This window comes from Candidatus Methylomirabilota bacterium (assembly GCA_035315345.1).
Lineage (GTDB): Bacteria > Methylomirabilota > Methylomirabilia > Rokubacteriales > CSP1-6 > CAMLFJ01.
In genome coordinates, this window is the sequence record DATFYA010000178.1 from 1 (window position 1) to 21,011 (window position 21,011).

Annotated in this window: 18 protein-coding genes; 2 read left to right on the forward strand and 16 right to left on the reverse strand. The window is 71.1% G+C overall.

Going from position 1 to position 21,011, the window contains the following annotated elements:
* Positions 1 to 444 (forward strand): hypothetical protein (locus VKN16_22645; protein HME97011.1); only part of this gene is annotated, 444 nt, incomplete at its 5' end.
* Here the strand turns inward: VKN16_22645 and VKN16_22650 are convergent.
* Genes VKN16_22650 through VKN16_22680 form a run of 7 tightly spaced genes read right to left on the reverse strand, consistent with a single transcriptional unit; the run spans position 441 to position 7,832 of the window.
* Positions 441 to 926, reverse strand: coding sequence for a PaaI family thioesterase (locus tag VKN16_22650; GenBank protein HME97012.1), 486 nt, complete (start codon positions 924 to 926; stop codon positions 441 to 443). The two genes, VKN16_22645 and VKN16_22650, sit on opposite strands and share 4 nt — an antisense overlap.
* Entirely contained in the window at positions 923 to 1,471 is a 549-nt protein-coding gene (locus VKN16_22655) for an HD domain-containing protein (GenBank protein HME97013.1), read from the reverse strand. Before VKN16_22655 ends, VKN16_22650 begins: the two co-directional genes overlap by 4 nt.
* Before the next feature lie 57 nt (positions 1,472 to 1,528).
* On the reverse strand, positions 1,529 to 2,692 hold the full coding sequence (locus VKN16_22660) for an MFS transporter (protein HME97014.1): 1,164 nt from the start codon (positions 2,690 to 2,692) through the stop codon (positions 1,529 to 1,531).
* A gap of 13 nt (positions 2,693 to 2,705) precedes the next feature.
* A complete protein-coding gene (locus VKN16_22665) occupies positions 2,706 to 3,569 on the reverse strand; it encodes a crotonase/enoyl-CoA hydratase family protein (protein HME97015.1) in 864 nt (287 codons plus the stop codon).
* A 4-nt stretch (positions 3,570 to 3,573) separates the two neighbouring features.
* Positions 3,574 to 5,028 carry a sigma-54 dependent transcriptional regulator gene (locus VKN16_22670; GenBank protein ID HME97016.1) on the reverse strand — a complete coding sequence of 485 codons (1,455 nt, stop codon included), beginning with the start codon at positions 5,026 to 5,028 and terminating at the stop codon, positions 3,574 to 3,576.
* Positions 5,021 to 6,325: an ATP-binding protein gene (locus VKN16_22675; GenBank protein ID HME97017.1), complete on the reverse strand. Its 1,305-nt coding sequence runs from the start codon at positions 6,323 to 6,325 to the stop codon at positions 5,021 to 5,023. Before VKN16_22675 ends, VKN16_22670 begins: the two co-directional genes overlap by 8 nt.
* 34 nt (positions 6,326 to 6,359) lie before the next feature.
* Positions 6,360 to 7,832, reverse strand: a complete 1,473-nt coding sequence (locus VKN16_22680) for an MFS transporter (GenBank protein ID HME97018.1) — start codon at positions 7,830 to 7,832, stop codon at positions 6,360 to 6,362.
* Between the two features lie 68 nt (positions 7,833 to 7,900).
* Here VKN16_22680 and VKN16_22685 point away from each other — a divergent pair, with 68 nt between their 5' ends.
* Entirely contained in the window at positions 7,901 to 8,581 is a 681-nt protein-coding gene (locus VKN16_22685; protein ID HME97019.1) for a hypothetical protein, read from the forward strand.
* Positions 8,582 to 8,609: 28 nt separating this feature from the next.
* On the opposite strand, the gene VKN16_22690 is transcribed toward VKN16_22685, so the two are convergent.
* From VKN16_22690 to VKN16_22730, 9 genes are all read right to left on the reverse strand, one after another.
* Positions 8,610 to 10,007, reverse strand: a complete 1,398-nt coding sequence (locus VKN16_22690) for an amidase (protein HME97020.1) — start codon at positions 10,005 to 10,007, stop codon at positions 8,610 to 8,612.
* Positions 10,008 to 10,064: 57 nt separating this feature from the next.
* On the reverse strand, positions 10,065 to 10,256 hold the full coding sequence (locus VKN16_22695; protein ID HME97021.1) for a hypothetical protein: 192 nt from the start codon (positions 10,254 to 10,256) through the stop codon (positions 10,065 to 10,067).
* A 635-nt stretch (positions 10,257 to 10,891) separates the two neighbouring features.
* A complete protein-coding gene (locus tag VKN16_22700) occupies positions 10,892 to 12,238 on the reverse strand; it encodes an MmgE/PrpD family protein (GenBank protein ID HME97022.1) in 1,347 nt (448 codons plus the stop codon).
* Positions 12,239 to 12,251: 13 nt separating this feature from the next.
* Entirely contained in the window at positions 12,252 to 13,673 is a 1,422-nt protein-coding gene (locus tag VKN16_22705) for an amidohydrolase family protein (protein HME97023.1), read from the reverse strand.
* 184 nt (positions 13,674 to 13,857) lie between these two features.
* The gene (locus tag VKN16_22710) at positions 13,858 to 14,742 is read right to left on the reverse strand and encodes a nitrilase-related carbon-nitrogen hydrolase (protein HME97024.1); all 885 of its coding nucleotides are present in this window, start codon (positions 14,740 to 14,742) and stop codon (positions 13,858 to 13,860) included.
* 57 nt (positions 14,743 to 14,799) lie between these two features.
* A complete protein-coding gene (locus VKN16_22715; protein HME97025.1) occupies positions 14,800 to 15,573 on the reverse strand; it encodes a DUF2470 domain-containing protein in 774 nt (257 codons plus the stop codon).
* Positions 15,570 to 17,309: an adenylate/guanylate cyclase domain-containing protein gene (locus VKN16_22720; GenBank protein ID HME97026.1), complete on the reverse strand. Its 1,740-nt coding sequence runs from the start codon at positions 17,307 to 17,309 to the stop codon at positions 15,570 to 15,572. Before VKN16_22720 ends, VKN16_22715 begins: the two co-directional genes overlap by 4 nt.
* A 16-nt stretch (positions 17,310 to 17,325) precedes the next feature.
* Positions 17,326 to 18,126 carry a 3-oxoadipate enol-lactonase gene (gene pcaD, locus VKN16_22725; protein HME97027.1) on the reverse strand — a complete coding sequence of 267 codons (801 nt, stop codon included), beginning with the start codon at positions 18,124 to 18,126 and terminating at the stop codon, positions 17,326 to 17,328.
* Between the two features lie 50 nt (positions 18,127 to 18,176).
* A partial coding sequence (locus VKN16_22730) for an ATP-dependent DNA helicase (protein HME97028.1) occupies positions 18,177 to 21,011 on the reverse strand: 2,835 nt, incomplete at its 5' end.

Sequence of the window (21,011 nt, forward strand, 5' to 3'; positions counted from 1 at the left end):
TTCAACCTGCCCCACAACCTGGTGACGGATCGCGACGGCATGGTCTACGTGGCCGATCGCGAGAACCACCGCGTGCAGATCTTCGACGGCAAGGGCCGGTACCAGGGCCAGTGGAACAACCTCCACCGCCCCTGCGGCCTCTTCGCGGACCGGCCGGGCGGCCTCTTCTTCGTGGGCGAGCTGGGCTCGGGCATGCCGGTCACCGAGAAGACGCCGAATCTGGGGCCGCGGGTCAGCGTGCTCGACGCCAAGGGGCAACGAATCGCGCGCTTCGGCGGCCAGTTCGCGAGCGAGACGCCCGGCGAGTTCATCGCCCCGCACGGGCTCGTGGTGGATTCGCGCGGCGACGTCTACGTGGGCGAGGTCTCCTACACCGGCTACGGCCAGTTCCTCGACCCGCCCCGGGTGATGCGGTCGTTCCAGAAGTTCAAGCGCGACTCCTAGCCGCGCGCGTCGCTCCGGATCGGGAAGAACCGCCCGGTGGCGCGCGCCACCACCTCCTGCGTTCCCCAGTCCTCGATCACCGCTTCGAGATCGAGGTACTTGCCGGAATCCCGCACCGCCCGGCCCCGCCCCAGCAGCGGCCGCTCGATCGGCGTGCCCTTCACGTAGCGCACGCTCAGCTCGCCGGTCACGTAGAGCTGGCCCGAGTGGTTGACCGCGGCTCCCGCCAGCACCTCGTCGAGATACGCGGCCACGATGCCGCCGTGGGCCGCGCCGGGCGGCCCCTCGAAGCGGCGGGGCACCACGATGGGGGCCAGCACCTCGTCGCCCGCGCTGAAGGTGCGGACGCGCAGCCCGATCTCGTGCTGCGGCCCGCAGCCGAAGCAGCCGTGAAAGCTCGAGCGGGGCCCGCTGAACTTCACCTCGGTGAGCGACGCGAACCGCTCGACGAACGGCGGCAACAGCGGCGGGTCGTGGATCACTTGAAGTAGGTCCGGAGCAGCGGCTCCCACGCCTCGAGCGGACGCGTGACCTGCCCGACGACCTTCGCCTGGTCGTCCCAGCGGCGAAGCCGCAGAGCATCGGCGAGCCACGGATGCGCGGCGTGACGGGCGACCTCGTCGGGCGTCATCAGGCCGCCCTGCAGGGTGAGGGTGTGCTGCGAGACGGGCGACAGCGTCGCGTGATAGCCGGCCTCGGTGGTGCAGAGGTAGCGCTTGGCGTCGGCGTGCATGCGCACGAGCCAGGCCACGCGCTCCGGCACGAAGGGGGCGATCAGCTCGGCGCCGACCTCGTGATGGCCGCGTCCCCGTCCGCGCGCAGCGCCCATCCGATCGGCGACCAGCGCCTGATCCACCGCGAAGCGGCCGACGTCGTGGAGAAGGCACGCGAGCACCAGCTGCTCGTCGGCGCCGCCGGCCCGGGCCAGCTCGGCGCATTGCAGGGCGTGCTGAAGCTCGGAGACACGCTCGCCGTCGTATGCGCGCGCGGCGGACTGCGCCATCGCCTGCAGGAGCCGATCCGTCATGGCGCACGCAGTATACCCTCTCCTCTCAGGTAAGACCGTAGCGTGAGGGTGTTCCGGCTAGGCGCGCAGCAGTCGCGCCGCAATCGCGAACGACGCCACGCCGACCAGGCCGATGAAGATGGGGGTGTGCGCCTCGCCGAGCGCGCCGCACACGAGCGGACCCAGGAAGATCGCGCCGTCCACCCCGACCCGATAGACGCCGGTCCGCCAGCCGAGCCTCGACACGTGGGTGTGCTCCCGGATCACGCCCAGCGGCAGCATCCATCCCGCCATGCCGAGGCCGAAGAGCGCACAGCCCAGCACCATCAGCGGCAGCGAGCCCAGCCCCACCGTGAAGAGCCCGACCCCGAGCACGGCGGCGACGCCCACCAGCACCGGCGGCCGTCCGACGCGATCGGCGAGCCAGCCCACCGGCAGCAGCACCGCGAGGTCGAGGATCTGGGCCAGCGACAGCAGCCCGGAGATCCCGGCCCGGTCGAGCCCGAATTCACGGGTGCCGCGGAGCGGGATGACGAACTGGCTCACCGCGGACCAGGCGAGCGCCATGATCACGCCGAGCGCGAACATCAGGCGAACGATCGGCGGGACCGGCCCGCTCCGCGCGGGCATCACGCGCTCGCGCGTCGTCATCACCGCCGCGGCCGGCGGGGTCGCCCCGAGCCGCGACGGGTAGTAGCGGACCAGTGCGAGGGTCGCGCCCAGCGCCAGGACCACCGGGGAGGCGGCCACCAGCAGCGAGACGTTCCAGGGCCAGCGCGCCGGCAACAGCCCGACCAGCACGAGGCCGCCGAGAACGCCGAGCATGCCGGAGAACTCCAGCGTGTTCAGCCGGATCGATGCCCGCCGCCCGTGCGGGTCCTGGAGCACCGCGGTGAGGCTGCCGACCATGACCAGCGTGTGCGCGAGCCCGGTGAGGAGTCGGCCCAGCACGAGCACCGGCAGCGGTCCCGCGGTGGCGAGCAGCAGCATGCCGGCGAGCAGCGCGATCGGGGCGAGGGCGAGCGCGGTGCCGAGCCGGCGCATGGCGAGCGCGCCCACCGGCAGGTCGGCGGCCATGCGCGCGAAGCCGAACGAGCCGGCGAGGATGCCGAGCTCCCAGTCGGGCAGCCCCTGCGCGCGGGCGATCTCGGGCAGGAGCGGACCGAATGCGCCGACGCAGATCGTGCTCGAGAAGACGACGAGGCACAGCAGCGCCGTGCCGGCGAGCGGACGGGCGGTCACCGGCGCGGCCGGCTCAGGGGTCGAAGGAGCGCTCGCGCCACCAGGGGTAGAACGGCGGCATGTCGGCGCTGGGGCGCAGCGTGAAGCGCGCGGGCCGCTTCTCCAGGAAGGCGGTGACGCCCTCGTGGGCGTCCGCGGAGCGGCCCGTCCAGTCCATGCATCTGGAGTCGAGCCGGTGCGCCTCCATCGGGTGGTCGGCGCCGAGGAGTCGCCACATCATCTGCCGCGCCAGCGCCACCGAGATCGCGGAGGTGTTCTGCGCGATCTCGAGGGCCAGCTCGCGGGCCACCGGCAGCAGCCGGTCGGGCGGGACCACCCGGCTCACGAGGCGACCCTGCTGGGCCTCCTCCGCCGAGAACACGCGCCCGGTGTAGACCCACTCCGCGGCCTGGCTCGGTCCCACCAGCCGGGGCAGGAACCAGGTGCTCGCCGCCTCCGGCACCACGCCGCGCCGGCTGAACACGAAGCCGATGCGGGCCGCGGTCGACGCCAGGCGGATGTCCATGGGCAGCGTCATCGTGATGCCGAAGCCCACCGCGGGGCCGTTGATCGCGGCGATGAGCGGCTTTTTCATGTCGAAGATGCGCAGGGTGACGCGGCCGCCGCCGTCGCGATGCGCGCCCGGCGCCTCACCGCGCCCACGCGCCACCCGGTCGAACGTCTTGCTGCCGCCCGAGAGGTCCGCGCCCGCGCAGAAGGCCCGCCCGGCGCCGGTGACGATCAGCGCGCGGACTCCATCGTCGGCATCCGCTTGCTCCAGCACCGCGAGCAGCTCCTCCAGCATCACGGTGTCGAGCGCGTTGAGCTTGTCGGGCCGGTTCAGGATGACGGTCCCGACGCCGTCGGCCACGTCGTAGCGGAGGGCCTCGAAGGCCACCGGCTCAGCGGGAGGACGACCGCTCGCCGCTGTCGCCGGAGGTCGCGTCGTCGGCCTCGCCGTGCTTGAGCTTGCGAAAGACGGTCTTGGGATCGATGCCGAGCATCTTGGCGGTGAGCGTCTTGTTGCCGTGGTTCATGCGCAGCGTCTCCTCGAGGAGACGCTGCGCGACCTCGGCCAGTGGCGTGCCCACCCGGATCTGGAACACGCCCTCGGGCACCGCGCCGGCGCCCTCGGCGGGCGCGCCGGGGTCCGCGCGCAGGACCATCACCGAGCGCTCCCGCACCGCGTCCGGCAGATCGCCCGCCTCGATCCGAGAGCCCCGGGCGAGCACCACCGCGCGCTCCACCACGTTCTCCAGCTCCCGCACGTTACCCGGCCAGGCATATGCCTCCAGGCACCCGAGCGCCTCGTCGGTGAAGCCGTCCAGCGGTCGGTTGTTCTTGGCCGCGTAGACCCGGAGGAAGTGCTGGGCCAGCACCGGCACGTCCTCGCGCTTGTCCCGGAGCGGTGGCACCTGGATGGTGATGACGTTCAGGCGGTAGAAGAGATCCTCGCGGAAGCGCTTGTCCCGTACGAGGGCGGCCAGATCCTGGTTCGTGGCGGTGACGATGCGCACGTCGACGCGCAGGGACCGCGTCCCGCCGACCCGCTCGAACTCGCCCTCCTGCAGCACGCGCAGGATCTTGGGCTGGGTGACCGGCGAGAGATCCGCGATCTCGTCGAGGAACAGCGTGCCGCCGTCGGCCAGCTCGAAGCGGCCCTCCTTCCGCCCGGCCGCTCCGGTGAACGCCCCCTTCTCGTAGCCGAACAGCTCCGACTCGAGCAGGGTCTCCGGGAGGGCCGCGCAGTTGACCGCGATGAACCGGCCGTCGCGCCGGCTCGACCGCTCGTGGATGGCGCGCGCGACCAGCTCCTTGCCGGTGCCGCTCTCCCCCTGGATGAGCACGGTGGCCGAGCTGTCCGCCACCTGCTGCACCAGCGTCATGAGGCGGCGGAACGCGGGGCTCGTGCCGATCATGTTGCCCTGCCGGAGCAGGTCGTCCAGGCGCTTCTGCAGGGCGCGGTTCTGGGCGATCAGGTCGCGACGCTCGAGCGCCTGACGGACGACCTTGGTGAGCTGGGCGCGCTGGAATGGCTTGGTCAGGAAGTCGGTGGCGCCGTCCTTCATCGCCTTCACCGCTTCCTCCACGGTGCCGAACGCGGTGAGCAGGATCACGTCGACGTCGGGCGCCACCGCCTTGGCCTCCCGGAGCAATTCGAGACCGGTCAGCCCGGGCATCTTGAGGTCGGAGAGGATCAGATCCACCCCGCCGGACTGCAGGCGCTCGAGCGCCGATTGCCCGTCGGGGGCGAGGACGACTGCGTAGCCCTCGCGGGTCAGCGCGCGCTCGAGGCTCTGGCGCACCGCCGGATCGTCGTCGGCCACCAGCAGGGTCGCGAGGGCGGGGTCAGACATGCGCGGCCTTCTTGAGCGGCAGGGACATGATGAAGGTGGCGCCCTCTCCGGGCGTGCTGCTCCAGCGGATCTTGCCCCCGTGCTCCTCGACGATCTGACGGGTGATGGCCAGCCCGAGGCCGGTGCCCTGTGGCTTGGTCGTGAAGAACTGCTCGAAGAGGCGACGGCCCACCTCGGGGCCGATACCCGGGCCGGTGTCGGCGATCACGATCTCCACCGTCTCGTCGAGGTGGCGGGTGGTCAGGGTCAGCACGCCGCCCTGGGAGAGCGCTTCCAGCCCGTTCTTCACGAGATTGAGCACGGCCTGCCGCAGCAGCGTCCGGTCGATCTCCATCGGCGGCACCGTCGGATCGGTGCTCACCTGGACCTCGACGTGCTGGCGCGAGGCGAGCGGCCGGACGAACTCGGCGACCGCGGTCACCATGTCGTTCACCGAGTCCTCCTCGAACTGCGGGCGCGGGAACCGGGCGAAGGCCAGGTACTCCTCGGTGAGCGCGTCGAGCGCCACCACCTGCTCGCGGATGGCGGTGACCAGCGCGCTGGCCTCGGTACCGTCCTCGCTCACGCGGCCGTGGACCATCTCGCCCAGCAGCTCGGCGTTCAGCTCGATGGCCGCGATCGGATTGCGCACCTCGTGCGCGACCTTCAGCGAGAGGCGCCCCACCGTGGCCATGCGCTCGGCCTCGACCAGCTCTTCCTGGGCGGCCTGCAGCCGCGTGAGGGTGCCGGTGACCTCCGCGTTGAGCCGCTCGACCTCGGCGCGCGCGCGGCGCTCGCGGTCGGCCACGTGTCCCAGCGCGAAGGCGGGCAGCCCCAGCTGGCCCATGAGAATCGCCACCCCGGTCCAGGTCACGTCGGGCGGAGCCAGTCGCGCGGCGGCCCAGTAGAGCAGACCGGCCACCACGGTCAGGAGCAAGCCCACCCAGCGACCGAAATAGTAGGCGTTGATCGCCACCAGCGGGAAGAACAGGTTCACGAACGGGCTGTCGCCGCCGCCGGTCAGGTACAGCAGCGAGAAGACGAGCAGCAGGTCGATGCCGAGCGCACCGGTGAAGATGCGACGGGTAGCCGACGGGTTGACCGTGACCAGCGCGAGGATGCCGGCCTTGTAGAGGGCGAACCAGATGATCAGGGCGTAGACGTCGACGCGATGCCGCGGGCGCAGCGGAACCAGGCCGAGCGTCGCCAGTCCGCCCACCATCACCACCGCGAGGAGCACCGCGAACAGGCGCTCGTCCCGCTCCAGCAGCCGGAGAATCGAGGGCCGAGGGGCGCGGGAGGGGGCGGTCACCGCCATGACGGGGGACACACTATCACGCACCCTCCGAGGGTCAAGCCGAGCCGGCCGGGACGCGGGCCACCGCTTCGGACGCCGGCGGCTCGACCTCTTCGCGCCGGAGCAGCGGCAGCGCGAGCAGGGGCAGCAGCCCGATCACCCCGACCGAGATGAGCAGGCGCCCCAGCCCGGAATAGTCCTGCTGGGTGACCGCGAAGAACGAGTTGAGGTAGCGGGTGAACAGCTCGCTCGCGGACAGCGCGAGGTTCATCAGCGAGGCCATGATCGCGAACATGGTCGCCTCCGCGCCCCGGGGCGCGGTGCGCGCGATGAGGGCGAGCATCGGCACCATGCTGAGCTGGCCGAGCGGGGCCGCGATCGTGGTGTCGATGAACGCGAACATGCGCGGGCTGAGCCCGAACCAGTCGTTGACGCCGTAGAAGAGCCCGATGGTCGGCAGATAGAGCACCGAGCCCACGATCGTGACCCAGAAGAGGGTGTAGCTCACCGGCCGGTGGGTGATCGGCTTGCGGAACACGATGAGGCCCAGCAGGCTCAGCACCGCGCTCACCTGCGCGAGCACGCCCAGGAACTCGTGATCGAAGCCCAGGTGATCGATCGCCCAGTAGCTGAATCCCTGCCCCGCGCCCGGCACCGCGCGGAAGCAGAAGATCGCGAAGGCGGCCACCGCGACCGACCGGGAGATCCCCACGCGGTTGAACAGCATCACGATCAGCGCGCCCGAGACCACCAGGATGATCTCCTGCGCGAACGGCACCGAGAGGGCCTCCAGCACCACCCCGAGCGCCGCGTAGCCCAGCCCGACCGCGACCACGAGCCGCGCCTTGCCCGCGCCGAGCGGATTGCTCGCGTCGGAGGGCGCCGGCGCCACCGGCAGCCGGGGCACGAACCAGGTGGACACCGCGACCAGCACCGGCAGCACCACCGCGATCGCGAACACCGGACGCGGCCCGAGCACCCCGGCCAGCCATCCGCTCAGGTATCCCACGCTGATCGAGCCGACCAGGAGGGCCATGCGGCCCAGCGTCTGGACCTGCTTGATCTCCTCGTCGTTCCGCGCCACCTCCACGCTGAGCGCGTCGGCGACCACGTCCTGCACCATGAAGCCCACCGCGATGAGCACCATCGCGGCGAGGTACGTGACCCTGGACGACGCGGTGGTCGCGAGCCACGCGTAACCCGCGAAGGTGAGGAGCGCCCCCACCAGCATGTACGCGACGCGGCGGCTGCCCAGGATCGGGTACACGTCGGAGGCCACGCCCGCCACCATCTTGGTGCTCCACGGCAGGGCCACCCAGAAGGCGATGCCGGCGGCCTCGGCCGGCGTGATCCCGAGAGCGTCCTTCTGGAAGTAGAGCAGCGCGATGCTGGTGATGCCGCTCGCGCCGTAGCAGAAGTAGGTGACGAGGACGGGGAGATAGGCCAGGCGCATGCTGCCCAGGAGGCTCCGCAGCAGGCCGCCGGGCGCGGCGGAGGACGTCGTCTCCGAGGGCTCGGCCATGGCCATGAGTGTAGCCTACCCGCGCGCTCGGTCTTCCCTTGACGGAAGGGCCCCCGGGCATTACCTTCGCCGCCATGACGATGGCCGGACAGGGTGTCCTCGCGTTCTGGCACGACGTCGCGGCCGGCTCCGACGGAGAATTCGACCAGTGGCACCTCCGCGAGCACATCCCGGAGCGGGTCGCGGTGCCCGGCTTCCTGCGTGCGCGTCGCTACACGACGCTGGGCGACCCGCCCCGGTACTTCTACTTCTACGAGACCGAATCGGTGGACACGCTGCAGAGCCCGGCCTACCTGGCGCGGCTCGCCGACCCGACCCCGTGGACGAAGCGGACCATGCCGGTGGTGCGCAACAACAAGCGCACGGCGTGTCGCGTGGTGGAGAGCAAGGGGGCCGGGCTGGGCGGCGTGATCGCCACGCTCGAGCTGGGGCCCGCGGCGGGTCGCGAGGAGGAGCTACGCGCGTGGCTCACCGGCACCGCGCTGCGGTCGGCCGGCGAGCACCCGACCATCGTCGCCACTCACCTGCTGGAAGGCGACGCCGGCGTGAGCACCGCCGCGGTCAGCGATGAGAAGAAACTCCTCGCGACGCCCGACGCGCTGGTGCGGTGGGTCCTCCTGATCGAGGGGATCGACCACGCGGCCATGGCCGCGATGTGCCGCGACCTGCTCGGCACCGACGCCCTCACCCGCCGCGGCGCGGCCGAGCCGATCACGCTGGGCTTCTATCGCCTGCAGCTCGTGTATTCGAAGTAGGGGTGCGGCGATCTAACGCCCGGCCGCGTCAGTCCAGCCGCGGGCTGCGCGTGTGCCAGTCGGTGACGGTCTGGTAGGCGTGGCCGGCGCGGAGGACGGTGGCCTCGTCGAACGGCCGGCCGACGATCTGAAAGGCGAGCGGCAGGCCGGCACGCGAGAAGCCGCAGGGCAGGCTCAGCGCGGGCAGGCCCAGACCGTTGAACGGCCGCGTGAACCGGGAAAAGCGGCCCTGTCGCACCGTGATCTCCTCGACCGATCCGTCGAGCGCGGCCTCGAGCGGCGGCGCCGGCTCGGGAATGACCGGAGCGGCCACGAGGTCCACGCGGCTCCAGACGCTCTCCGAGAAGGCCCGAGCCAGACGCGCCCGCAGCCGCAGCGCCTGCAGGTAGTCGTAAGCCGGGATGCGCTGGCCCAGCTCGAGGCGGGTGCGCGTGAAGGGTCCGAGATCCTGCGGCCGCTCGCGCACGAGATGGCCGTGCAGCGCGGTGGCCTCGCTCCGCGAGACGATGTTCGTGACGTCGCTCATCGTCTGCGGATCGGGGAACCGGACGTCCTCGACCCGCGCGCCGAGGCTCCGCAGGACGTCGAGCGCCGCGCGCACCCCCGTTTCCATCTCGGGATCGAGGTTCTCGAAGAAATAGTTCTCGGGCACGCCGATGCGTAGCCCGCTCACCGGCGTGGCGAGCGGCGCGAGGTAGTCGGGCACCCGCCGCGGGCTCGCCGTCGCGTCCCGCGGATCCGGGCCGGCGATCGCCCCGAGCATGAGCGCGCAGTCCTCGGCGGTCCGGGCCATCGGGCCGATGTGATCGTTCGACCAGGACAGCGCCATGGCGCCGGCGCGGCTCACCCGCCCGTAGGTCGGCTTGAGCCCGGTGATCCCGCAGGCGGCCGAGGGCAGACGGATGGATCCGCCGGTATCGGTGCCGAGGGCTCCTGCCGCGAGCCCCGCGGCCACCGCAACGCCCGATCCGCTCGACGAGCCGCCCGGGCAGCGCTCGAGGCCCCACGGATTGCGGGCCGGGCCGTGGTGGGGATTGTCGCCGAAGGCGCCCATCGCCAGCTCGGTCATGTTGAGCTTGCCGAGCGTCACCGCGCCCGCATCGACCAGGCGCGTGACCGCCGTGCAGTCCTGGTCGGCGCGGAAGTAGTCCGCGATCTTCGTGCCGCACGAGGTGGGCAGGCCGCGGATGAAGCAGAGATCCTTGAACGCCAGCGGCACGCCATGAAGAGGCCCGCGCCACACCCCGCGGTTCTGCTCGCTTTCCCGCTCGCGGGCGGCAGCCACCGCACGGTCGCCGTCCACCGTGATGAAGGCCCGGAGGCGACCGTCGAGCCGGGCGATACGGTCCAGGCACTGGCGCGTGGCCTCGACCGGTGAGATCTTGCCGGCTCGGATCGCGCGCGCGAGGGCCGCGAGGGTGAACATGGTCTGGCGGGGCCTTGGGCTGCGGTCGTCGGGAGATCGGGCGACCCGCTCTTCTGTCTAATGCGGGGGCCCGGAAATGGCCCCCGCACTCCCCCGGGCCGCGGACGTCCCGTGCGCGGCGGGCGCGGCGTCGTCGAGGGCGGCGATGAAGCGGGCGGGCTCCTCGGAGAGCGAGAGCTCGCCGGCCAGGCGCTCGATCACGCCGAGCAGATCGGCCACCTCGGCTTGCTGGAACTTGTCCTCGGCCATGGCGGGGACATACTACGCTCAGGCGGGGGCCGAAGGGAACCGTGAGTCGGACGGGCGCGGCCTGCGCGACCCGAAGGACTACTGAACCGCGATTCGGCGGGAGCCCAGCGAAAGACCTCGTCCACCGCCACCCGGAGATCGGGGAACGCGGCCGGCGCGACGACCCCGTCGCGAGCGACCTCCAGCACCGACTCGTATTCGCCGCCACGCGGGCCGATGGACCAGGATGCGCTCGCCTCGGACGTCGACGATCCATGCCTCGGCGATGCCCGCCCGCGCATAGATCGGCAGCTTGATGTCGCGATCGCGCCGCAGCGACGTCTCCGACACCTCGACGACGAGCAACACGTCGGCCGGTGTCGCCCACGCCCGACGACGGGCCGCTTCTCCCGGACGAAGCACCGTGAGGCATGCGAGCGCCCGACCGGAGCCATCTCGAGAACGTCACCCTCGACGAGCTCGACGTGATCGTCCCGATCGAAGATCTGGGCGTCGATGATTTTCAGGTACTCGTCGGTCATGAACTGGCGGCGGGTCACTTCGACGTCCATGGCACTCCCCCAGGCCGAGAGCGTAGAGGTGCTCCCGGACCCCGGTCAGCGCCTACCTTGCGATACACGGGACCTTGCGGGGAGCTACGACGGCGGCGCGAGCAGCGCGGTCAGGTCGCGCACGTCCTTCACGGTATCGACCTGCCCGGCGAGGCGAGCCGCCTCGCGGGCGCGGCCCTCGCCGAGCGGCGCGGACGCCAATGCGAGGAACTTCTCCACCACCTCGGCGGCCGGCACTGGATTCTCGAAGTCGCCGCGGACCACGCTGGTCATGCCGGTGAGCACGCGGCCGTCCTTGAGCGTCATCTCCACCCGCGCGGTCGGCCGGTCGGCGCGGCGCGGGGACATGTCGGGGTCGGCCCGAACCTCCACGCGCGCGGCGAGATCACGGATGGCCGGATCGTCGAGGGCGGGCTCGACGAAGGCGGAGACATCCGCTCGCCCGAGGGTCAGCGCGGCCGCCACCGCATACGGGATCGAAAACTTGGCGCCGAGCATCGACGTCGGATCGGGGCGGGCCATGCGCGGGCCGAACGGGATCGTGGTCACGATCACGCGCTCGACGTCGGCGGCCCGCACTCGACCGGCGCGAGCCATCGGCAGCAAGGCGTCCAGCGCGAAGTGGTTGTAGCGGCAGCAGGCGTAGAGCTTGAAGTAGTTCTGCTCGATGCGCAGCGGGCCGCCGAGGCCCTCCAGCGCGCGCTCGGGCTCGAAGCGGTCGGCCAGGATCGTGCCGTACACGTCGCTGGGCGCGTCGGGCAGCCCGGTGAACCCTGCGCGATGCAGATCCACCGCCAGGATGCCGTCGAGCCCCGACCGTCCCGGATAGGCGTTGCGGATCGTCGCGCCCTCGAGGGCGGTGGTCCAGGTGTTGGCCGGGCTCATGCTGGCCGAGAGGTTGATGACCGACCGCACCCCGGTCTCGTCGAGGCCGGCCAGCTTGGCCACCGCGACGGCGGTGCCGATCGTTCCCCAGGTTCCATGAGAATGGACGTTGGAGCGCGGGGTGGTCGCGCTGCCGAGGCGCGAGCAGATCTCGTAGCCCGTGATGAGGCTCTCGAGGAGCCGCCGCCCGTCGGCGCCGACGTCCTCCGCGACCGCCAGCGCGGCCGGGGCCACGTGGATGGCCGGGTGGCCTCCGCCGAGCCGGCTGCCCTCGTCGACCTCGAGCGCGACGCCCGCGGTCGCGTTCGCGAACGTGGCCAGGAGCGGGTCGACACGACCGCCATGGCCGATCAGGGTGGCCGCCGCGCGCGATCCGCGCTCGTGCATGGACTCGGCGAGGCGACGGTTCTCGGGCAGCGCGCTGCCGGCTACCATGGCGCCGATGGTGTCGAGCAACACGAGGCGCGCCGCCCGCACCGCCGCTTCGGGCAGGCTCTCGAGGGTCGTGTCGACGACGAGGCGCGACAGCCGGTCGAGGTAGTCCATGCGCGACGGCGCCCTACCCGGCGGTGCCCGCGATGGGCGCCACCGGCCCCGTCCGCACGAGAAACTGTCCGTAGCCCGGCTTCTGCTCGAGCCGGCCCTGATTGAGCAGCACCTGTCCGCGCAGCACCGTCATCCAGGGCCGTCCGCGCGACTTCCACCCCTCGTAGAGCGTCCAGCCCGCGATGCCATGATGGTCGGCGACCTGGATCGTCCCGTCCACTTCCGGGTCGATGATGGTCAGGTCCGCATCCGCCCCGACCCGGATGGCGCCTTTCCGAGGATAGAGCCCGAAGATGCGAGCCGGATTCTCGGCCATCACCCGGGCCAGCCAGGTCACCGGCAGCCCGCGTCGGACCACGCCCTCGCTCCACATGAGGGGCACCAGCGTCTCGATGGACGGGCTGCCGAACGGGATCGGGCCGCCCTTGTCGTCGACGAAGATGTTCTTCCAGCCCGGCTCCTTCAACGCCTTGCGCCGCGGCGAGTGATCGCTCGCTACCGTGGCGATGTAGCCCTCGCGGCTGCCGCCCCACAGCGCGTCACCGTCTCCACCGCCGGCCGGCCGGAGCGGCGGACCGATCTTGGCCAGCGGGCCCCAGGCCTCCATCTCCTTGTCGGTGAGCAGCATGTACTGCGGGCACGTCTCGGTCCACACGCGCTGCCCGCGCGCCTGCGCGGCCTTGATCCGCTCCAGCCCGAGCCGGGTCGAGAGGTGGACGACGTAGACCGGGCACTTCGTCATCTCCCCGATGAGGATGGCGCGATTGATCGCCTCCTCCTCGGTCCACGGCGGGCACGTGGCCGGGAAGTCGGTCGGCTTCACCTTGCCCGCCGCGATCGACTTGTTCTCCAGGTGGTAGAGGATGTCGCCGTTCTCGCAGTGTAGCTGGCAGACGCCGCCCAGGGCCGCGATGCGCTCCATGACCTGCGCGATGAACTCGTCGGAGCACATGCGGTTCGGCCGGCGCTTGTAGGTCATGAAGATCTTGAACGAGGTCACGCCCTGCTCGAACGCTTCCGGCAGCCCGTCCAGGATGTAGGGCTGGTTGTTCAGGATGAAGTGGAATCCGAAGTCGAGCACTGATTGCTGCGAGGCCTCGTCACGCAGGCGCTTGAGGGCCCGGGGCAGCGTCTCGCGCGCCTGATCGTCGTATTCGACGAACGACAGCACGGTGGTCAGGCCGGCGTGCGCGGCGGCCACCGGCCCGGTGTGCCAGTCGTCGTAGACCGCGCCGAGGTGCACGTGGCAGTCGATCAGCCCGGGCAGCACGTACTTGCCGGTGGCGTCGATGGTGCGCTCGGCCGGCGGCAGCATCGACTCGGCGCCCAGCGCGACGATCTTGCCGCCGCTCACCGCCACCGCGGTCTCCAGCACCTCCGTCGGAGTCACGACGCGCCCCCCGCGGACGATCAGGTCGACGTGATTTGCGGCCATTTCTAGCGGCCTCCGGTGGAAGACGACGCTTCGCGGTTGGGCCTCTTCGCGCAAGCGCTCATTTCGTCTTGCTCTCCGGTGGAAGACGACGCTTCGCGGTTGGGCCTCTTCGCGCAAGCGCTCATTTCGTCTTGCCCTCCGGTGGAAGACGACGCTTCGCGGTTGGGCCTCTTCGCGCAAGCGCTCATCGGGGGAAGGCGCCCTTCTTGGTGGGCTGGGTCAGGAGGCCGTAGTGCTCGGGGTGGCGGCGGCCGAGGAAGTCCCAGCGCTTGCGGGCCGGGACCATCTGGTCGAGGTCGATCCGGGCCGCGATCAGCTCGTCGCCGGTGGTGGCCGCCTTGGCGACCACCTGCCCCATCGGATTCACGATGCAGGAGCCCCCGATCAGCTCCATGCCGTCCTCGACGCCGGCCTTGGCGATGCCGACCACGAACAGGTTGTTCTGGTAGGCGCCGGCCCGCAGGCACAGCTCGTTGAGGTCGAGGGCCAGCGGCGACAGCGGCGTGTTGTAGCCGATCAGCACGATCTCGGCGCCCAGCAGGCCGAGGCTCCGGTAGGATTCCGGAAAGCGGCGATCCTGGCAGATCGCGATGCCGACCTTGGTCCCGGCCGCGTCGAAGACGCGGTAGCCGCTGTCGCCGGACTCGAAGAAGTGCGGCTCGTAGACCTGCGCGTGGCCGTCGGGCTGCTTCGTCCCCGGCAGATGAATCTTCCTGAACGTGCCGGCGAGCTGGCCGGACTCGTCGGTCAGCAGGGCGGTGTTGAAATAGCGGCCCTGGTCCTTCTCGCAGAAGCCGACGTGGCAGGCGATGCGGGCCTCGCGCGCCCGCTGGAGCAGCGGGGCCAGCGCCTTGGGCGGCATCTCGGTCTCGAAGAACTGATCGAAGTCGTCCCGCACCCGCTTCGGAAAGTAGGTCGTGAGGGCCATCTCCGGGTAGGCCAGGATCTCGACGCCCTCGACCACCGCCTGCTCCAGCAGGGCCAGCATCCGCTCGACGATCTCTTCCCGGCTCGTCCCCTCGTTGTTGGGGCCCATCTGGGCGGCGGCGACCTTGACGTAACGTGCCATGGCGGGTCTCCTTTGCGCTCTAGATACGTCAGCGACGGGTCGTTCGCAAGGGGCGGATCACGAGGCGCGGCGACATCCGGCCAGCATCTCGATCAGGACGACGCGGCACGCCTCGGCGGTGGTGACCTCGGCCGGGAAGCCGATGCGCCGGCCGTGCAGGCCGTCGTCGGTGCGGACGCGCAGCTTGAATCCGAGGCGGTCGACCGCGACCATCTCCGCCGCCTCGGCGGACAGACCGCCGAGCACCCGCGCGTAGAGGATCAGCGCGTCCGCGTGGTCGCGATTCATGTGCTCGATGATTCCGGGGCCGGACTCGGCCAGCGGATCGGGCCTCGCCGCCTCGTAGCCGGCCACGGTCAGCCAGTCCATCGCCCCGAATCCGCCGACGAAATAGACGTCGCTCAGGTCCAGGCGCCAGAACGCGAAGTCGTCGAAGTCCACCCAGTGGATCGCGTTGGGGTGCCGGGCCAGATACGCCTCCCGCGCGCCGGCGCGGTCCGCGGCGGTGAGCCGGCGGCCCCGCCCCATCAATGTCACCCGCGCGAGCGCCAGCGGATCGTCGCCGGGCTGCGCCACCAGCAGGCTCGCGCGCGGATCCGCCTCGAGATTCTGCGTGTGCATGGCGAGCGTGCTGATCAGGAAGAGCGGGCGGCCCCGCTCGTCCGGCGCGTAGGGCATGACCGAGACGAACGGATGCCCCGGGTGACGCCGCGACAGCGTGCCGAGCGTCCCGGTGCGGCCCAGGTGCAGGAGCGTCCGCGCCTGCTCGGCGAAGGACGGCTCGGGCGCCGTCGGCTCCGGCGCGCCCGCGGTGTGGCCGTGACCGCTCATGCGATCGATCTCCCCGCTCCCGCATCGACTGTAGCACCGCCACGGCCGAGCCGCTCGGCCAGGCGCGCCGCGCTCGGCGCGACGAGAACGGCGAGCGGGGCCTCGCGGTTGCGCACGGTCAGCTCGTGGCGCGCGTGATCGGACACGTCGAGCCCGGCGCGCGTCGCGACTTCCTCCGACAGCACGAGCTCGGCGCCGTACTCCTTCGTCAGCGCCTCGAGCCGCGCGGCCACATGCACGGTATCGCCCACCGCGGTCAGGTACGTGGTGGTCGCGTAGCCCATGCGGCCCACCACCGCGGGCCCGGCGTGGATCCCGACGCCCAGACGCAGCGGCGTGGTCAGGTCGTCGGCGAGGGTCAGGCTCAGCTCGCGCAGGCGCGCGACCATGGCCGCCGCGGCGCGGACGGCCTGCCGGCAGCCTTCCTCGGCGCCGACGTCGACGCCGAACAGGGCCATCACCCCGTCGCCGGTGAACTGGTTGACGATGCCGCCCACGTCGGTGATGGCGCCGCCGACCGCCTCGAAGTAGCGGTTCAGGATGAACACCACGTCGTACGGCAGCTTGCGCTCGGCCAGTCGGGTGAAGCCCCGCAGATCGGCGAACAGCACCGCGATGGTGAGCTCTTCGCCCTCCCGGTGGTCGCCCGCCGGGCCGCCCACCGCGGCAGCCGGCCCCGCTCCCGGGGTCACGAGCGGCGCCACCGAGACGTCGCGGGGCGGACGCACCTGGCAGGCCAGTCGCACGTGAGCGGGCGCGCCCACCCGCCCGAGCACGCGCAGCTCGTCGACGCTGGCCGGGGGCAGCGACTCCGCGCCGCGGATCACCCGCACGCGGCAGGTCGAGCAGCGGCCGCGGCCGCCGCACACCGAGGCGTGGGGAATGCCCGCGAAGCGGCTCGCCTCCAGGATCGTGAAGCCGACGGGCACCAGCACCTCGCGGCCGTCCGGATACGTGATGCGCACGCCCTGGCGTCGCCGGAGATGCTCGCGGACGGCCCGCGCGGCCAGCACCAGGGCGATCATCCCGAGGTGCCCCCAGAAGATGGAGTCGGAGACGCGTCCCAGCACCAGGCGCTGCTCCGCGTTGGGCCGCCGCGCGGCCGCCATCACCTCCGTCACGTAGGCCGGGTTCTCGGCGCGTCGCCCGATCTCACGCCCACCCCCCGCGAAACCCAGGAGCGCGAGCACGGGCAGGAGCAGGGCCCCGCTGTAGATCGGCCACGCGTACCGGCGATACCAGGCCCGCAGCCGGAGCCAGAAGTGCAGGCCCACGCATCCGTGCAGCCAGGCGATGACGAGCACGATCGCCTGGCGCCAGCCCGCGACCGGGTCGAGGGTCCAGAGGACGAGGAGCACCAGCCCGTAGCTGTCCCGCGTGCCCGCGAACTCGTGGGCCAGGCGCGTCCCGACCACGTGCGACACGAGCAGGAGCGGAATGATCAGGCCGAGAATGAGCTGCGTCGCTTCCCACGCGGGCATGCGCAGGGTGCGGCGGCGGTAGAGAGACCAGTAGGCGAGCAGGAGATGGACGGTGAACGCGGTATAGAGGGCGAGGGTGCCGAGCCGGCTTCGCCAGAGGAGCACGAACCACTCGCGGCCGGCCAGCATCGCATCGACCGAGACGAGGCCGAGCGCGTGGTTGAGGAAGTGCGTGGTGAGATAGGTGAACAGCACGAGGCCCGCCCAGAGACGGATCTGCCTGACGACGGCCGCCGCAGAACGGGCCGGGGGCATGACGCGGACCAGATTCCTAGAGCTTCACGCGGCCGCTCAGCTTGTCGAGGAAGCTGCCCAGCGCGCGATTGAACTCCTCGGGCTGCTCGAGATTGGAGAGGTGCGAGGCCCGGCAGAGCACCGCCAGGTCGGCGGCGGGCAGCGCCGCGTGGATGTCCCGCGCCATGCCGACCGGCGTGCCCGGATCGTCCTCGCCCACGATCACCAGCGCCGGGCAGCGCACGTCGCGCAGCCGGTCGGTGACGTTGATCTTGGGCAGCGCGTGGCAGCAGCCGACGTACCCGGCGGCGGGCGTGCTCCGGATCATCGCGCCCACCCGCTCCATCAGGTCCTTGTGACGGGCGCGGAAGGGCGGGGTGAACCACCGCTCGAGCGTGGGCGCGACCATCGGCTCCATGCCCTTGGCGCCGACCGTCTTGATGCGGTCCTCCCAGATCGCGGCGGCGCCGGCCGGGTAGCGGCTGGTGGTGTCGCAGAGCGCGAGGCTCTGCACCATGGCGGGATGCTTGAGCGCGAAGACCTGGCCGATCATCCCGCCCATCGACAGCCCCACGAAGTGGGTGGCGCCGATGCCGAGGCCGTCCAGCAGCCCCTTGAGGTCGTCGGAGAGCTGATCGAGCGTGTAGGCCCCTTCGGGGGCGCTGGTCTGGCCGTGGCCGCGCGTGTCGTAACGCAGCACGCGGTAGCGACCCTGGAGCGCGCGGACCTGCTCGTCCCACATGGACAGGTTGCAGGCGAGCGAGTGGCTGAAGGTCACCAGCGGGCCGTCGCCTTCGATCTCGTAGTTGATCTCGATGCCGTTCGCCTTGAGCTTCATGTCTTCTCCCTCCGCCGGCCCCCTCCCCGGCGGGGAGAGGGATCTCTGGTTCACTCCTGGGTCGCGGTGCTCGGGCAGATCTGGTTGTAGGGGCAGTAGCGACAGGCCTGGTAGTCGGGGGTGGCCTCGAAGCGCCGTTGACGGATGCCGTGGGCCGCCGCCGCGATGGCCTCGCGCGCGATGGCCAGGTCCTCGGCGGTCGGCGTGTGGCGGCCGGTGAGGCCGGATTCCAGGAAGCGCAGCTCCACCCGCGCGGGCAGCCGGCCGGTCGCCTCGTGCTGGGCCAGCGCGTAGATCTTCAGCTGGAGACTCTCCTTCGCGCGCTGGTCGGCCTTCTTCTGGTCGGTGACGTCGCTCGACTTGTAGTCGACGATGACCAGGCCCTGCGGCGTCTCGTCCACCCGGTCGAAGCGGCCCCGCACGCGGTTGAGCCCCCGATTCATTTCGAGGTTGAAGCCGAACTCGCGCTCCACCTCGGTGGGCTTCTCCCCCGAGGCCTCCTCCTCGTGATAGAAGCGGGTGAGCGCGGCCACGCCCGCGCGCTTGCGCTGCTCCTCGTGCTCGCGGGTGAGGAAGCCCTCGTTCCGCCAGGCGTCGTCGAAGGCGAGCAGGAGATCCTCGAGCGCGGTGAAGTTGCCGACGGCGCGGCGGCGCAGGTAGAACTCGACCGCCTTGTGCAGCGCGTTGCCGTAGACCACCGAGTGATGCTGCCGAAGCGGGATGCGCAGGATGTGGATGTACTGGTACTTGAGCGGGCACGTCTGGTAGTCGTCCACCTGGCGATGGCTGACCGCGAGGGCCTCGTCGTCGGCCATGGGCGTGAGCCCGAGCCCCGGGGCCTCGGGCGGCGGGGCCAACCGGCGTAGCTGCTCGATGGCGCGGGCCCGGAACGGCCGCGCCGCGTCCTTCGGGAGGTCGAGGGCTTCCAGCACGAACTGGCTCACCTTCCACTTGCGCTTGCCGCCCATGTCCTCCGCGCTGGTGAGATAGAGCCGCTCCTTGGCGCGCGTCATGCCGACGTAGAAGAGACGGCGCTCCTCCTGCTCGTGGAAGTCGCCGGTGGGCAGCAGGTCCTTGATGAGACCGGACGGGATCTCGATGGGATCGGAGCGGCGCGTGGACGGGAACCGGTTCTGCGCGCAGTCCACCATGAACACGACCGGCCACTCGAGGCCCTTGGACTTGTGCACGGTCAGCACGTGCACGGCCGGGGTCTCGGTGTCCGCCTCGGCCACCGCCGGATCGTCGCCCGCCTCGACCAGCGCGTCGAGGTGGTTCACGAACTCGCGCACGTTGTCGTACTTCAGCACGCGCGCCGCGTCCTTCACCCGCGTGAAGAACTTGCTGACGTTCTGCACCTCCTGCTCCAGCTCGGCCGGGGCCTTGGCGTAACGGGTCATGAGGCCGGAGTCGACCAGGAACTGGTAGAGCACCTCCCCGGTGGGATGCTCGCGGGCCAGCTCCATGTAGCGCTGCAGGTCCGCGATGAGCCGGCCGATCGCGCCCGCGCCCTCCTCGCTCAGCTTCACCTCCGAGGGCACCGCCCGCAGCACGTCGAACAGCCAGCGGTGCCGGCGATCGGCGTAGGTGGCGCACTTGGTGAGGTCGACGATCGGCACCTGGTAGATGTCCGACGAGGCCAGGTAGTGCAGGCTGACCGAATCGTCCGGGTGCGCCACCGACCGGAGGAACGCGATGAGCAGACGCACCTCCGGGCGGCCGTACAACCCGGCGTTGCCCGAGAAGGTCCACGGGATGCCGCGCATGTTGAGGGCGCGCAGATAGTGATCGGCGTCGTGGTTGGCCCGCACGAGGATCGCAAAGTCGCGGTAGGGCCGGCCCGCCTCGTGCTCCTCGCGGATCATCTCGGCCACCTGGTCGCTCTCGGTGGAGACGGTGTCGAAGGCCAGGTGCTGGGGCGCGACCCCGGTGCCCACCGTCGAGACCAGGCGCTTGTCGATCTTCTGCGCGACTTCCAGGCGGTCGGGGTTGTTGTGCTGGATCAGGCGATACGCCGAGTCGAGTACCGCCTGGGGCGATCGACGATTTTCCAGGAGCACGACCTGCCGCGCGTCCGGATAGCTGCGGTCGAAGTCGAGGATGTTGCTCATCGACGCCCCGCGGAACCGGAAGATGGCCTGGTCGTCGTCGCCCACCACCCCCACGTTGCGATGACGGGCGGCCAGCAGCTTGACCAGCTCGAACTGGGCGTAGTTGGTGTCCTGGAACTCGTCGACCAGGATGTGCCGGAACCGCTCCTGGTAGCGCCGCCGCACGTGGGCGCGGCTGCGCAGCAGACGCAGCGCCTCGACGATCTGATCGCCGAAGTCCACCTGCCCCCGGCGCGCCATCAGGGTCTGGTACTGCGCGTAGGTCCGCGCCAGCTCCAGGTGCTGCTCGGCATGCAGGCGGCTCTCGTCGTCGGTGGCGGCGGCCCGCAGCCCCTCGGCGTGGGCCAGGTACTCGTCGGGCCCCACGTCTTCGTCCTTGAGCCGGCTGAACTGGGTCAGGATGGCCTGAAGATGGCGGGTCGGATCGCCGAGCGGCCGGTAGTGCTGGAGAGGGAACTCGAAGAGATGGTCGCGCAGGAAGATGACCTGCTCGGCCCGGGTGAGCACGCGGAAGTCGGGCGTGAGTCCCAGCTCGAGGGCGTTCTCGCGAATCAGGTGGTCGCCGAACGCGTGGAAGGTCGAGATCTGCACATCGGCGTAGCCGTAGGGAACGAGGGTGTCGACCCGCTCCTCCATCTCGATCGCCGCCTTGTCCGTGAACGTCAGCGCGAGGATCTCGGAGGGACGCGCGCGCCGGGTAGCGATCAGGTGGGCGATCCGGCGGGTGATGACGGTGGTCTTGCCCGTCCCCGCGCCCGCGATGATGAGCAGCGG

Coding starts and splice junctions, on each gene's coding strand:
- VKN16_22705 (HME97023.1), bottom strand. CDS start 13,673: ATGGCCGCAAATCACGTCGACCTGATCGTCCGCGGGGGGCGCGTCGTG.
- VKN16_22675 (HME97017.1), bottom strand. CDS start 6,325: ATGGCGGTGACCGCCCCCTCCCGCGCCCCTCGGCCCTCGATTCTCCGG.
- VKN16_22720 (HME97026.1), bottom strand. CDS start 17,309: ATGCCCCCGGCCCGTTCTGCGGCGGCCGTCGTCAGGCAGATCCGTCTC.
- VKN16_22695 (HME97021.1), bottom strand. CDS start 10,256: ATGGCCGAGGACAAGTTCCAGCAAGCCGAGGTGGCCGATCTGCTCGGC.
- VKN16_22685 (HME97019.1), top strand. CDS start 7,901: ATGACGATGGCCGGACAGGGTGTCCTCGCGTTCTGGCACGACGTCGCG.
- VKN16_22715 (HME97025.1), bottom strand. CDS start 15,573: ATGAGCGGTCACGGCCACACCGCGGGCGCGCCGGAGCCGACGGCGCCC.
- VKN16_22700 (HME97022.1), bottom strand. CDS start 12,238: ATGGACTACCTCGACCGGCTGTCGCGCCTCGTCGTCGACACGACCCTC.
- VKN16_22680 (HME97018.1), bottom strand. CDS start 7,832: ATGGCCATGGCCGAGCCCTCGGAGACGACGTCCTCCGCCGCGCCCGGC.
- VKN16_22670 (HME97016.1), bottom strand. CDS start 5,028: ATGTCTGACCCCGCCCTCGCGACCCTGCTGGTGGCCGACGACGATCCG.
- VKN16_22710 (HME97024.1), bottom strand. CDS start 14,742: ATGGCACGTTACGTCAAGGTCGCCGCCGCCCAGATGGGCCCCAACAAC.
- VKN16_22690 (HME97020.1), bottom strand. CDS start 10,007: ATGTTCACCCTCGCGGCCCTCGCGCGCGCGATCCGAGCCGGCAAGATC.
- pcaD (HME97027.1), bottom strand. CDS start 18,126: ATGAAGCTCAAGGCGAACGGCATCGAGATCAACTACGAGATCGAAGGC.
- VKN16_22655 (HME97013.1), bottom strand. CDS start 1,471: ATGACGGATCGGCTCCTGCAGGCGATGGCGCAGTCCGCCGCGCGCGCA.